13 protein-coding genes are annotated in these 13,538 nt (G+C 63.1%); 8 read left to right on the top strand and 5 right to left on the bottom strand.

What is annotated here, in order from left to right; translation table 11 throughout:
* Positions 1-59: 59 nt before the first annotated feature.
* Positions 60-1,325, bottom strand: coding sequence for a threonine--tRNA ligase (gene thrS, locus M0D65_RS18010; RefSeq protein ID WP_266253891.1), 1,266 nt, complete (start codon positions 1,323-1,325; stop codon positions 60-62).
* A 309-nt stretch (positions 1,326-1,634) separates the two neighbouring features.
* On the opposite strand from thrS, the gene M0D65_RS18005 reads away from it, so the two are divergent.
* The 3 genes from M0D65_RS18005 to M0D65_RS17995 all read left to right on the top strand — a co-directional run bounded on the left by M0D65_RS18005 (position 1,635) and on the right by M0D65_RS17995 (position 5,712).
* Positions 1,635-2,126 carry a GNAT family N-acetyltransferase gene (locus M0D65_RS18005; RefSeq protein WP_266253890.1) on the top strand — a complete coding sequence of 164 codons (492 nt, stop codon included), beginning with the start codon at positions 1,635-1,637 and terminating at the stop codon, positions 2,124-2,126.
* A 319-nt stretch (positions 2,127-2,445) separates the two neighbouring features.
* Entirely contained in the window at positions 2,446-4,116 is a 1,671-nt protein-coding gene (locus M0D65_RS18000) for a phospholipase C (protein ID WP_266253889.1), read from the top strand.
* Between the two features lie 144 nt (positions 4,117-4,260).
* Positions 4,261-5,712 carry a cytochrome-c peroxidase gene (locus tag M0D65_RS17995; RefSeq protein WP_266253888.1) on the top strand — a complete coding sequence of 484 codons (1,452 nt, stop codon included), beginning with the start codon at positions 4,261-4,263 and terminating at the stop codon, positions 5,710-5,712.
* A 333-nt stretch (positions 5,713-6,045) separates the two neighbouring features.
* Here M0D65_RS17995 and M0D65_RS17990 read toward each other — a convergent pair whose 3' ends face one another.
* Entirely contained in the window at positions 6,046-6,336 is a 291-nt protein-coding gene (locus M0D65_RS17990) for a hypothetical protein (RefSeq protein WP_091011856.1), read from the bottom strand.
* A 150-nt stretch (positions 6,337-6,486) separates the two neighbouring features.
* Here M0D65_RS17990 and M0D65_RS17985 point away from each other — a divergent pair, with 150 nt between their 5' ends.
* A complete protein-coding gene (locus tag M0D65_RS17985; RefSeq protein ID WP_266253887.1) occupies positions 6,487-7,020 on the top strand; it encodes a GNAT family N-acetyltransferase in 534 nt (177 codons plus the stop codon).
* Between the two features lie 148 nt (positions 7,021-7,168).
* Positions 7,169-7,489 carry a hypothetical protein gene (locus M0D65_RS17980; RefSeq protein ID WP_266253886.1) on the top strand — a complete coding sequence of 107 codons (321 nt, stop codon included), beginning with the start codon at positions 7,169-7,171 and terminating at the stop codon, positions 7,487-7,489.
* A 17-nt stretch (positions 7,490-7,506) separates the two neighbouring features.
* Here M0D65_RS17980 and M0D65_RS17975 read toward each other — a convergent pair whose 3' ends face one another.
* Complete coding sequence (locus tag M0D65_RS17975) at positions 7,507-8,571, bottom strand: alpha/beta fold hydrolase (protein WP_266254156.1); 1,065 nt, start codon at positions 8,569-8,571, stop codon at positions 7,507-7,509.
* Between the two features lie 169 nt (positions 8,572-8,740).
* Between M0D65_RS17975 and M0D65_RS17970 the strand changes: the two genes are divergently transcribed.
* Positions 8,741-9,382: a transcriptional regulator gene (locus tag M0D65_RS17970; RefSeq protein ID WP_266253885.1), complete on the top strand. Its 642-nt coding sequence runs from the start codon at positions 8,741-8,743 to the stop codon at positions 9,380-9,382.
* 60 nt (positions 9,383-9,442) lie between these two features.
* Positions 9,443-10,408, top strand: a complete 966-nt coding sequence (locus M0D65_RS17965; protein WP_266253884.1) for a threo-3-hydroxy-L-aspartate ammonia-lyase — start codon at positions 9,443-9,445, stop codon at positions 10,406-10,408.
* Between the two features lie 33 nt (positions 10,409-10,441).
* Here M0D65_RS17965 and M0D65_RS17960 read toward each other — a convergent pair whose 3' ends face one another.
* Positions 10,442-11,614, bottom strand: a complete 1,173-nt coding sequence (locus M0D65_RS17960; protein ID WP_266254155.1) for an MFS transporter — start codon at positions 11,612-11,614, stop codon at positions 10,442-10,444.
* Positions 11,615-11,866: 252 nt separating this feature from the next.
* Entirely contained in the window at positions 11,867-12,790 is a 924-nt protein-coding gene (locus M0D65_RS17955) for a LysR substrate-binding domain-containing protein (protein WP_266253883.1), read from the bottom strand.
* Between the two features lie 79 nt (positions 12,791-12,869).
* On the opposite strand from M0D65_RS17955, the gene M0D65_RS17950 reads away from it, so the two are divergent.
* Entirely contained in the window at positions 12,870-13,520 is a 651-nt protein-coding gene (locus tag M0D65_RS17950; protein WP_266253882.1) for a glutathione S-transferase family protein, read from the top strand.
* Positions 13,521-13,538: the final 18 nt, after the last annotated feature.

The raw sequence follows: 13,538 nt of genomic DNA, 5'->3' as shown, positions 1-13,538 counted from the left end.
CGCGGCAGTCGATGCGTCGTAGCATACCGCAGCGCTATTGCCGCGCAACAAGAGCACTGTCACGACGCAATGAACGCTGCATTCGACGGCGCAGAGTGTGCGCGCAACGCCTCACGCAGCGCAGCGCTGTCCCCCGACGGCGACGCGAATTCACGCTGCAACTGCGCGAGCGCTTCGTCGACGGGCAGCGTGCTCTGCGCGCCATCGCGCCTGCGCAACGTGACGCTGTTGCTGTCCGCCTCGCGTGCGCCGGCAATCGCCAGCACCGGTACGCGATACGCGCGCGCATCGACGATCTTGCGTGGCAACCGCTCCGACCGGAGGTCGGGCAGCACCCGTAGGCCCGCATCGGCGAAACGCATCGCCAGTTCGTCCGCATATGCGCATTCCCGCTCGCCGACATTGGCCACGACAATCTGGTCGGGCGCGAGCCATCCCGGCAGCCAGCCGTCGTGATGTTCTAGCAGAACGCCGATGAAACGCTCGAGGCTACCCAGCACCGCGTGATGAATCATCACCGGCCGTGCCTTCGCTCCGTCGCGACCGATGTAGTTCGCGTCGAGCCGCTCGGGCAGCACGTAATCGAGCTGCGCCGTTCCGCATTGCCAGCTTCGTCCGTAGCGGTCCGTCAATAAAAACTCAAGCTTCGGACCATAGAACGCCCCTTCGCCCGGCTGAATCCGCACCGCAAGATCCGCCGCCACAGCCGCCTGCGCGAGCAGCGCTTCGGCGCGGTCCCACATCGTATCGTCGCCGGCGCGCTGCGCAGGCCGCGTCGATAGCGCGACATCGAAGCCCGCAAAACCGAAATCCGCATACACGTGACGCAGCAGCACGCAAAACCGCACGAGTTCGCTGACTACCTGTTCTTCCGCGCAGAAGACATGTGCGTCGTCTTGCGTGAAGGCCCGTGCACGCATCAAGCCATGCAGCGAGCCGGAAGGCTCCGCACGATGCACTGCACCGAACTCCGCGTAGCGAACCGGCAACTCGCGCCACGAACGCACGCGCTTGTTGAAGATCTGCACGTGGCATGGGCAACTCATCGGCTTCAGGCACGCGACATGACCGTCGTTATCGAGTGCGTACATGTTCGCGCCGAACTTGTCCCAATGACCGCTCTGTTCCCACAACGAGCGCGCAAGCAGTTGCGGCGTACGGATCTCGCGAAAGCCGGCCTGCTGCATACGCGCGTGAATATAGCCTTCCACCGCGCGATATAACGCTAGCCCGCGCGGATGCCAGAAAATCATCCCGGGACCTTCGTCCTGCTGGTGAAACAGATCGAGCGCATTGCCGAGCGCCCGGTGATCGACGTCTTCCACGATATTCTCCTTCGGGTTGTGCACGCGAGCCGGACGGAGAATAAAAAAAGCCCCGTCCTCTGCGGGCGGGGCTTTGGGTGTCTTGCGACGCGTCTACATCAGCGCATGCGATCTCCCCGCGACCCGCCCATGGCGGTCGTGGTGGTGGTCGTGGTGGTGATGAAGTGTGCGTTCATGCGATGACTGTAATGGCGGCGTGACGTGGTTGTCAATTTGCACGTGATTGCGGAAAGTCGTCGTAGGATAGTGCGTAGCGATTGTATAAACCACACGTCGCGCTCCTACGAGCGCACCAAGGAGGATTCACCGTTGCCGATTCACATCCGTCCAGCCGTCGAACACGACGCACCGCTGATCCTGCAATTCATCACCGAACTCGCCATCTACGAGAAAGCCGAGCATGAAGTGATGGCCACCGCCGACACCATCCGCACGAGCCTCTTCTCAACCGGGTCGCCGGCGCACGCGCTGATCTGCGAAATCGACGGAGAGCCCGCAGGCTTTGCGGTGTATTTCTTTTCGTACTCGACGTGGCTCGCGCAGAAGGGACTGTACCTGGAAGACCTGTACATCTCGCCGCGGTTTCGCGGTACCGGCGCCGGCAAGCGCCTGCTGCATCATCTCGCGCAACAGGCCATCGCCGATGGTTGTGGACGCTTCGAATGGAGCGTGCTCGACTGGAACGAGCCGGCCATCCGCTTTTACGAAACGGTCGGCGCGAGCCCGCAGTCCGAGTGGGTGCGCTATCGCCTCGCCGGCGACGCGCTGCGCGCATTCGCGGGACAGACCGTCGCGTCGTAGCCGCATCGTCTTGCGCACCGCGCAAGACCGCACCTGCCCGCTCCGTGCAACGCGGACGCGGGCCGTTCATCCACCCGGGCTCTTTCCCAAATCTTGCAGCCCCTCTCACGGTTCCTTTCGAAACTGCATCTTTTGGTAAGAACATCGAAAGCGAGCCGTCTCTATAGCTTCACACCTGAATGTTCCAATGCGAACGCTCTGATGCACGCCCCAACCGGCTCCGCATTGGCAGTGCGCCGACCCCACACGCATGGCGCGCAGTCCGCCGATACCGGAGACCCGAACAATGAAATCAACCAACCAAGTGGAGCCTCGCAATATGTTTCGTCGAGCCTTGATCGCTGTCCCGCTCACTGGACTGGCGCTCGCGATGTATGCCTGCGGCAGCAACAACGACATTAAAAGCGTCACCGCGCAGAACGCGCTGAAGACGGCCACCCCCATCAAGCACCTCGTTGTGATCTACAACGAAAACATCTCGTTCGACCACTACTTCGGGACTTACCCGAACGCGACGAACCCGAGCGGTGAGCCGGTCTTCAACGCCGCGTCCGGCACGCCGACCGTCAACGGTCTGACCGGCTCGCTGCTGACCGCGAACCCGAACTCGACGAACACCGCCAACGGCGCAAACGCTGCGAACCCGTTCCGTCTCGATCGCACGCAGGCCGCGACCGCCGACCAGAACCACTCGTACACGCCGGAACAGCAGGCTGAGGACAACGGCGCCGCCGACCTGTTCCCGAAATACACCGGCAACGGCACGAGCGGTGGTGCAGGCGCATTCGGCACGAAGGGCCAGGTCATGGGCTACTTCGACGGCAACACGGTCACCGCGCTGTGGAATTACGCGCAGAAATTCGCGATGAGCGACAACGCGTATACGTCGACCTACGGTCCGTCGACACCGGGCGCACTCGAAGTCGTGTCGGGCCAGACCAACGGCATGCAGATCGTCAAGACGACGAAGCAGCCGTCGACGCTCGCCGCCACCTCGTACTACATCAATGACGGCCAGGGCGGCCTGACGATGATCAACGACGTCGATCCGGCCAACGACACGTGTTCCAGCACGACCGATACCGCGCTGATGACCGGCAAGAACATCGGTGACCTGCTGAACGCGCAGAAGATCACGTGGGGCGGCTTCATGGGCGGCTTCAACCTGGGCACGACCAACGGCAATGGCACGACCGGCTGCAAGCGCAGCACGATCGCGACCGCCGTGAACGCTGCAACGGCCGACTACGTTCCGCACCACAACTGGTTCCAGTACTTCGCATCGACGGCTAACCCGCAGCACACGCGCCCGAGCGCAACTGCGGCCATCGGCCAGAGCCTCGAAGCCGACGGCAAGACGCCGGAACCGGCGAACCACGAGTACGACACCGACGATTTCTTCGCAGCGGTGCAGGCCGGCAACTATCCGTCGGTCAGCTTCCTGAAGGCACCGGCCGCGCAGGACGGGCATGCTGGCTACTCGGATCCGCTCGACGAACAGGCTTTCGTCACCAAGGTGATCAACTTCCTGCAGCAGCAGCCGGACTGGAACAGCACCGCGGTCGTTGTCACGTATGACGACTCGGACGGCTGGTACGACCATCAGTACACGACGCCGACGAACCCCTCGTTCAGCGCCATCGACCAGTTGAACGGCAACGCTGTATGCGGTACCGGCTCGCCGCTCTCGGGCGTTGCTGGCACCGGTCCGGTCAACGGTCGCTGCGGTCCCGGTGTGCGGATTCCGTTCCTCGTGATCTCGCCGTGGGCGAAGACGAACTATGTCGATCACACGCTCATCGACCAGGCATCGGTGGTGCGTTTCATCGAGGACAACTGGCTGGGCGGCACGCGACTCGGTGGTGGTGCGTTCGACGCAACCTCAGGCGACATCCGCGGCTTGCTCAACCTGAGCGGCAGCGCGAACACGACACCGCTGTACCTCGATCCGACGCTCGGCACGCAGGTCAGCACGCCGCCGGCACTCTGATTCCGGCAAGCAGCACAGTTGTTCACCGCAGTAGCGGCCGACGCCAAGACGTCGGCCGCCAAATAGGTCTCCCGCCGTGTTGCAGCCGGATCATCGGTTGCCACACGGCTCTTTTGCTTGTCAGTTCCGCATAGAAAACGCCACATGACCGAGCTTTCTACTTCGCCTGCCCCGTCTTCCGGATCTTCGGCACCGACCGGGTCCGCCGTGCAGCCCGTTCGCCGCGGACGTCGGCTGCTGCTTTCCCTCGTTGCCGTCGTCGTCGTGGCCGGGCTCGGCTTCGGCGCGTTCGCGCTCGCGTTTCCGGCCCAGGTGCCGGACCCGATCGGCGAGGCAGTCGGCAATCTGACCGGCGCCAACCCTCATCCGGTGACGTTGACGCGGCTGCCGGTCGCGCCGCTCAGCGCGGTCGCGTTGCTCGGCAAGCAGCTCTTCTTCGATCCGAAGCTGTCTGCTTCGGGGCAGCAGTCGTGCGCGTCGTGTCATAGCCCCGCACATGCATATGGACCGCCTAACGATCTCGATGCGCAGCTTGGCGGCACGTCGTTGACGTTGCAGGGTTATCGTCCGCCGCCTTCGCTGATGTATCTGTATCGTCAGCCGAATTTCATGATCGGTCCGGATCAGGGCGAGAACGACGACGCGCCGAGTGTCGCGCAGCTGGCGGCTTCGTCGGCGGGAGTCGTCAAGGCGCAGAAAACCGCGGGCGCCGCACCGCCCGCCGCACCGCAGATGGTCCCGCAGGGCGGCCTGTTCTGGGACGGTCGCGTGGACACGCTGCAGCAGCAGGCGTTTGGCCCGCTGCTCAACCCGGTAGAGATGGCGAACACGAGTATCGACACCGTCGCGCAAAAACTCGAGAACGCGCCGTACAGCAAGCAGTTCACGCAACTGTTCGGACCGCGCATCTTCAGCGACAAACAACTGACCGTTTCCGAGGCGATGTTCGCGATTGCGCGTTATGAGGTCGAAGACCCGTCGTTCCACCCGTATAACAGCAAGTACGATCGCTGGCTCGAAGGCAAGGAACGTCTGTCGCAGGCCGAACTACGCGGTCTGCACCTGTTCAACGATCCGAACAAGGCGAACTGTGCCGGCTGCCACCTCTCGAAGCCCGGCAGCGACGGCCTGCCGCCGATGTTCACCGACTACCAGTACGAAGCGCTCGGCGTGCCGCGCAATCGTGCGCTCGCGCAGAACCGCGATCCGAAGTTCTTCGATCTTGGGGTCTGCGGGCCGTTCCGCCAGGACCTGAAGGACCAGACGCAGTACTGCGCGATGTTCCTCACGCCGACTCTGCGCAATTCGGCGACGCGCCAGGTGTTTTTCCACAACGGCGTCTATCACACGCTCGATCAGGTGATGTCGTTCTATAACGACCGCAATACGAACCCGGGCAAGTTCTATCCGAAAGGGGCCGACGGCAAGGTCGACAAGTACGACGACATTCCGGCGAAGTACCAGAAGAACGTGGACGTGACGGATGCGCCGTTCGATCGCAACTTCGGCGACAAACCGGCGATGACCGATCAGGAGATGCGCGACATCATCGCCTTCGTGCACACGCTGAACGACGACCCGGCACCGACTCACTGAGGGTTGCGACGGGAGTAAGCACTAACCCGGTCGACTGCTGTACATGCAACCGGCATCCCGGCGAACCCAGCGCCGCGATGCCGGTTCTTTTTTGAAAACCTTTCTTTTTCCTTTCATTAAAGCTTAAATAGCGCTTTCAATGACTGCGGGGAGACATCCATGTCGGACTTCATGCGAGGCGCGGTAACACTGGGCGGCTGTATTGGCGCGTTCACGCTGATCGTTAGCGCGATCGAATTGCTGGCCAATTGAACTGATGCACCGCCGGGCGGCTGGGCCTTCTGGGCCCGGACCGCCGCGGCACACCTGCCGCCCCCCCCTGAAAATCCCCATCTAGCGGCCCGGAAAATCCCCAAACGGATCGTCTGCCGCTGCCGATGTCGTTTCCTCAGACAGGTTGTACTCGGCCTGCACCTCATCGAGCACAGCCGCCACATCGCGCTCAAAGCCAGCAATATTCCCGAAGTGCTTCATCGTCCAGTTGCAGCCGGTCTTATCGGGCTCCTGCAACTGCGGGCGCGGCACACGAATCTTCACACCATCTTCGACGACCGTATGAAGGCGGTGGATGCGCCGGCTGACTTCGTCCTGTAGCCGGGATGCGTTGAGTGTCTTGCGTTTCATCGGGCCTCCTTGCTCCATGTGCGGATGAGGCTTGTCACGCTGGATTGCAGCGTGCGCCACGTCACGCCGCGAAAGCATAACCCTTCCTGTCCGCATGGCCCGCAAATCTGCGATCATCTGCGGTCCGTTTTGACGAAGCGATGCCCGCCTATGTCCTCTGCCCTGCACCTCGAAACCGACCGCTTGATCATGCGGCCGCACGTTCGCGACGATCTCGACGACTGCCTCGCGATGTGGTCCGACCCGACCGTTACCCGTTTTATCGGCGGGAAGCCGTCGACGCGCGAAGAAATGTGGGCACGGTTGCTGCGCTATATCGGGCACTGGACGCTGCTCGGCTATGGCTTCTGGGTGGTGCGCGAAAAAGCCAGCGGGCGCTTTGTCGGTGAAGTGGGCTTCGCCGATTTCAAGCGCGATCTCGAGCCACCGCTAGGGGATTATCCCGAGATGGGCTGGGTGCTAACGCCATCGATGCACGGCAAGGGATACGCCACCGAAGCCGTGCAAGCCGCGCTGCGCTGGGCCAATGCGCACTGGCCGGCTACCGACAGTGTTTGCCTCATCGTGCCGGAAAATGTTGCATCGCTGCGTGTGGCCGCCCGATGCGGGTTCGTCGAACATGGTCGCGCGACGTATAAGAACGCGCCGTCGATCGTGTTGCACCGCACCGCCCAGTCTGTCTGATCTTCACGGTCGATCCCAGGCACGAACCCTGCACGAGGTTCAGGTCCTACTGATCAATAAATGAGTGCCCCCCAACCTGTCGCTTCGCGCCAGCCCCCCGAGGGGGTAAGAAAAACTTGGGGCGGCCCGGCGTTTTTCTTAGGAGGTCATGATGCAAATCCAGCCGACTGGATGGTTTCCGCTGAATCACCACGCGCCGGTTCGCGACGGGTGGTACGAGGTTCAGCTCGTGAGTGGTGAGACGGCGTTCGCCCGGTTCGATGCCGGCATATGGAGCGAGCAGCCGTTGCTCGTTTTTACGCACTGGCGCGGACTCAGTGCAGATCCTGCGCGGTCCGACTCAAATGAAACGATCGCTGCGGAAGCGGCCGCCGCCGAAGGCGTCCGCGCCGCGTGGAATGCGTTTTTCCCGGCCGCGGGGCAGGAGCCGCTCAAGCCGGTCAGTCACAAACCCGACAAACTTCACTAAGCGTTTCGCTGCGCGCTTCACTGAGCACGTAAGGCCGCACTGTCGTCGAGCAGTTGGACCAAGTACGGCTTCCATACCTCCGGGTGCGCGAGCGTCTGGTGGCCGTACGACTGCGCGGTCTCCGGAATCTCGACGAAGCGCCCGTGCGGGACCGCGGTGATCGCGCGCTGCATGACGCCGAGATCGGCGGCATTGATCAGGTCGTCGGCAAAGTTGACGGCGTAGAGCGGCGCGCGAATCCGCGACAGTTGCGGCGCGGGGTCGTAATCCCACGACGATTCGAACCAGTACAGCGCATCGTTTGCGTCGACCTTCTGTGCATCCGCAACGGTCGCGTCGTAGAGGCGCGTTGCAGAGTCGCGATCGGGCGCTGCCGCCTGCATCCGCGCGGCGTTACCGGTGATCACCGCAAAGATCGGCATCGTGCGCACCCATTGCGTGGGTTGCGTCGTGTAGTCGCCGTTGTTCCAGCCAGGATCATTGCGGATCGCGCCGACCACCATCTGCCGCCAGAACCAGTTACGACCGGCCATTGCGATCGGCTGGCTCGCGATCGGCATCAGCGCATCGGCCATGTCTGGGTAGCGCTCGCCCCACATCCACGTCTGCATGCCGCCCATCGAAGTGCCGAGCACGAGCCGCAGATGATCCACGTGCAGCCCGTCCACCAGCAGACGGTGATTCGCTTCGATCACATCGCCGTACCCGTAATGCGGAAATTTCGTGCGCAAACCGTCGCTCGGTTTGCTGGAACCGCCGCGGCCCAGGCCGTCGGGCATCACGATGAAGTAACGCTGTGCGTCGAGCGGTGCGCCCGGCGCAAACAGTTCGCGGCGCATCGTCGGTGTCAGGAAAGCGCGGCCGGTGCCTGTCGTGCCGTGCATCAACAGCACCGCATTGGTCACCGTGCCATGCGTGTCGCGCTGCGGTGTGCCGAGCGTCGCGTAATGGATATGAATTTCCGGCAGCGTGGAGCCGTCGGAGAAATGAAAGTCGTGGATCGTGAAGTCCACGGAGCGCTCGGGCACACTGTCCGACGCCACCGCGCTGCCGGCCATACCGAGTGCGAGTACCGCCCACATTCCCGCAACGGCCACTACGAATCTGGATCGCAACACCGCATTCTCCTGTCGGCAACTGGCCGCTGATCGGTACGCGCGATATGGTAGGACAAAACCCGCGCAGAGGTCGTGCAACCGGGCCACCCAGCCGCGCCTTGACGAATTATCCATCTTTAGACATTATATCCAGATGGTAAAGCAGACCAAGCGAACTCCCGAACAGACGCTGTTGATCGACCAGCTCAAGCAGGTCGCGCACGGACTCGGCGAAACCTTCGCGCCGTTTTGTGAAGTGGTCGTGCACGATCTGTTGCATCCGAAACACGCCATCGTTGCAATCCACAACAACCTGTCGGGCCGACAGGTCGGCGCACCCGCTACCGAACTCGGCCTCGCGCGTATTGGCGACGCGGACTATCCACAGGTGCTCGCGAATTACCCGAATCAGTTCGTCGATGGGCGGCAGGCAAAGAGCACGTCGATCGGTATCAAGGACTCGACCGGCCGTTATGTCGCGGCACTATGCGTCAACGTCGATCTCACACTGTTCCGCGGCATGCAGGCCATGCTCACGCAGTTCGGCACGTCCGATCCGAACGCGGCGCCGCAGGAATCACTCGACCCCGCGGGGGCCGATACGATCCGCTGCCGTATCGACCGGTTCGCGGCGAGCCTCTCCACCGCGCCGCGTTCGTTGAAAGCCGAAGACCGGCGCCTGTTGATGCAGGAACTGAAGCAATCCGGCTGCCTCGAGGTGCGCCGCGCGATGGAGATCGTTGCGCAGTATCTCGGCGTATCGCGTGCAACCGTGTACGGCGATGCGAAAGAATAGTCATGAACGGCGCTTGGCGCGCGCAAGCCGCCGGGCTCAACCAGTCACGCTCACGAGGAAATGAACATGCTTACGCTGCCCACTTATGACGACGTCGCCGCTGCCGCCAGGCGCATCGAAGGTCACGCGCATCGCACGCCCGTCATGCAATCGCGCACGATCGATGCCGAACTGGGCGCGCAGGTGTTCTTCAAATGCGAGAACCTGCAGCGCATGGGCGCGTTCAAGTTTCGCGGTGCCTTCAACGCGTTGTCGAAGTTCGACGACGCGCAGCGACGCGCGGGTGTCGTTGCATTTTCGTCGGGCAATCATGCGCAGGCCATCGCGCTGTCGGCTGCGCTGCTGAACATTCCCGCGACGATCATCATGCCGCACGACGCACCCGCCTCGAAGGTCGCGGCGACGAAGGGCTACGGCGGCAACGTCGTGATGTACGACCGCTACACCGAAGACCGTGAACAGATTAGCCGCAAGCTCGCCGAAGAACGCGGCCTCACGCAGATCCCACCGTACGATCATCCCGATGTGATCGCCGGCCAGGGCACGGCGGCGAAAGAGCTGTTCGACGAAACAGGTCCGCTCGATGCGCTGTTCGTGTGTCTAGGCGGTGGCGGCCTGCTGTCGGGCTCGGCACTCGCCACCCGCGTGCTCGCGCCCGACTGCAAGCTGTACGGCGTCGAACCGGAAGCCGGCAACGATGCGCAGCAATCGTTCCGCACTGGCAAGATCGTGCATATCGACACGCCCAAGACCATCGCCGACGGCGCACAGACGCAGCACCTCGGCGCTTATACGTTCGAGATCATTCGCCGCGACGTCGACGATGTGCTGACCGCGACCGATGCACAACTGGTCGACTGTATGCGCTTCTTCGCATCGCGGATGAAGCTTGTCGTCGAACCCACCGGGTGCCTCGGCTTCGCGGCGGCGCGTCAGATGAAGGGGCAGTTGCAGGGCAAGCGCGTGGGGGTGATCGTCAGTGGCGGTAACGTCGACATGGAGCGGTTCTGCGCACTGCTGGCGTAATCGTGCGATGTTGGGAACACGCGACGCATGGTCTTATGCGTCGTGTCGCGGCATCGCGCGCAGGGTGATGGCCCAGAACAGCAGCCCGGCAAGTGTGATCGTCGCACCGAGCACACAGACGCCCGTCCATCCCGCCCACGCATAGACGTGCGTCGACGCAAGCGCGCCGGCGCCGCTACCGGTCGCATAGAACAGCATGTAGCAACCCACCAGGCGGCTGTGCGCATCGGGAGGCGTGCGAAAAATCATGCTCTGGTTGACCACGTGTATCGCCTGTCCACTCAGGTCGAGCAACAGCACGCCGATCACGAGTGTCCACAGGCCCGATGACAGAAACGCCGCGGGCAGCCACGACAGCAGCAGGACGATCCACGCAGCGCCGGTCGTCCATTCGCCTTTACCGCGATCCGCCCAATAGCCGGCGCGTGCCGCAGCCAATGCACCGGCCGCGCCGGCTAGGCCAAACGCACCAATCGCCGTATGCGGCAATGCGAACGGTGGCGCACTGAGCGGCAACGCCATCGCACTCCAGAACACACTGAACGCTGCGAACATCAGCATGCCGATCGTGCCGCGAATCTGCAGCACACGGTCGTGTGCGAGTAGCGTGAACATCGATTCAAGCAGCCGCAGATACGGTATGCGTACGCGCGGTGCCGGTTGCGCGGGCAACGTGCGCCAGAGCACTGGCAGCATGACAACCGCAAGCGCCGCCGACGTGAAGTAGACCGCACGCCAGCCGGCAACATCCGCGATGAGTCCCGACATCGTGCGCGCCAGCAGCAGACCGATCACCACACCGCCCTGCGCCGCACCGACCACGCGTCCGCGTTCCTGCGGCGCCGCAACGGTCGCCGCATAGGCGATCAAGCCCTGCGTCATCGCGGTACCGAGCAGACCCGTCGCGAGCATGCCTGCCAGCAACAACGGTGCGGTCCGCGCCATCGCCACCGCGACCAGCGCGATGGCCAGCAACACCAGTTGCACAGCCATCAACCGATGTCGGTTCGCACGATCGCCGAGCGGCACAAGCAATACCAGCGCCAACGCACAACCTGCCTGGGTTGCCGTGATCACCCCACCGATCGATGCACGGCTCACGTTGAAGTCGCGGGCCAGCAGGTCGAGCAACGGCTGCGCGTAGTACACGTTTGCGACACTCAGACCGCAGGCAACGGCAAACAACAGCACCATCGATTGCTTCATCGGCAATGCCGCGCACGGCGTACCGCTGACCGCAGCTTCCGGCAACGACTCGACCTTTCCTGCACGCATGTCGATCCCAGGTGAGAACAAGTTTCGAATTGAAACTTTCACGCAGTGTAGGAAATGTAGTTTTCTAATGCAACTAGAATGACGAAAGACCGCAGTCGCAACAAGGCGAATAGGTGAGATAAAACGGGAGCCCGAAAAACGATCGGATCGGCGCGGATTGCGCGGCCGCCCGGGCTGGCGGTTTCAGCGCAACGCTGCTGCGCCCACTTCCGCATGCAGCCACGCGCGCAGCGCGTCGATCGCCGGCAGCTTCCCACTGTCCGGCCGCCAGACGATGAAATGCGCATGTACATCGATCACGCTGCGCTTCCACAATTGCACCAGCCGCCCGGACGCGAGATCCGTTTCGATCACCGAGCGGCGCGCGAGCGCAATACCGTCGCCGCGCAACGCCGCATCGAGCAACTTCGCGCCATCGGTGAACGACACCGCGCCAGACGGTTCGGTCATGTCGAGACCGGCGGCCTGAAACCACGGCTCCCATGGCTGCGCCGCGTGCCGCAACAGCGTGCAGTGTGCGAGATCGGCGAAGCGGCGCGGCAGTTTGCCGCCGCGATAATGCGGGCTCGCAACGGGAAAGACTTCCTCATCCATCAGCTTGTCGGCGTGCAGTCCCGGCCACTCGCCGGGACCATAGCGCAGTGCCACGTCCACGCGATCGCGGTGATCGAGTTTCGCCAGTGCAACACCCGGGCGGATGTCCACCGCGATCTCCGGATGCGCGGCACAGAACCGCGGCAGGCGTGGAGCAAGCCAGCGCTCGGCGAAAACGGGCAGCACGCTGATCGTCAGCCGGGCAGGTGCGTTGTCCGGCGCGCGAACAGGCGCACGCCCATGCGTCGTCTCGCCGAATGCACGCTCCAGCACGCGCAGGCCCTGACGCACCTGGAGCGCAAGATCATGCGCGCGCGGTGTCGGTATGGCGCCGCCCGGCGTGCGTTCGAATAGCGACACATCCAGTTGCGACTCGAGTGCGCGCACATGCTGGCTGACCGCGCCCTGCGTCAGCGCGAGTTCGTCGGCGGCACGCGTGAAGCTGCGCAGCCGCACGGCGGCTTCGAAAACGCGCAGCGTTTGCAGCGGTGGGATGCGGGAAGAAAAAGTCATGACCACATTAGTATCACTAATGCCGTGGCCGTACAAATCATCGTTTGAAGACGGGCGGGTCGGCTCATAAACTCGCTGCATGAACTACACCCTCTACTACTCCCCCGGCGCCTGTTCGATGGCGGTCCATATCGCGCTCGAAGAGCTCGGCGTTGCGTACGAACTCGAAGCCGTACCGATTGCGCAAGGTGCGACGCAACAGCAAGCGTATCTGTCGATCAATCCAAAAGGGCGCGTGCCTGCGCTACGGTTGCCCGGCGAGACCCGCGTGCTCACCGAGTTACCGGCCATCCTCACGTATCTCGCGCGCCAGCATCCGGCGGGCGACCTGCTGCCTGTGAATGACGCCGCCGCCGAGGCCCGCTGCCACGAATGGCTCGCGTGGCTGGTCGGCTGGATACACGCGATTGGTTACGGCGAAATCTGGCGACCCGCGCGCTTCACCGGCATCGAAGCCAACCATGATGAGATTCGTGCGAACGGCAAACAGGTCGTGTTCGATGCGTACGCGAAGATCGAAGCAGCGCTCGCCGACGGCCGCGAATGGGCCGTGCCGGGTAGCTATACGATTGTCGATCCGTTTCTGTTGGTGTTGTACGCCTGGGGCATGCGGATCGGTATCGACATACGCGCGAACTACCTTGCGTGGAGTGGGCATATGCAGCGGTCGCTGGCGCGCCCAGCGGTACAGCGTGTGCTGCAACGCGAAGGCATCGCGCTCGCGGTTTGATTACCCAGTTTCTCAATG

Origin of the sequence: Paraburkholderia sp. CHISQ3 (assembly GCF_030464945.1) — a bacterium.
In the GTDB taxonomy this organism is placed as follows: Bacteria; Pseudomonadota; Gammaproteobacteria; order Burkholderiales; family Burkholderiaceae; genus Paraburkholderia; species Paraburkholderia megapolitana.
Note: the sequence above shows the minus strand (reverse complement) of the source record. Positions and strands in the feature narration are given on the sequence as shown.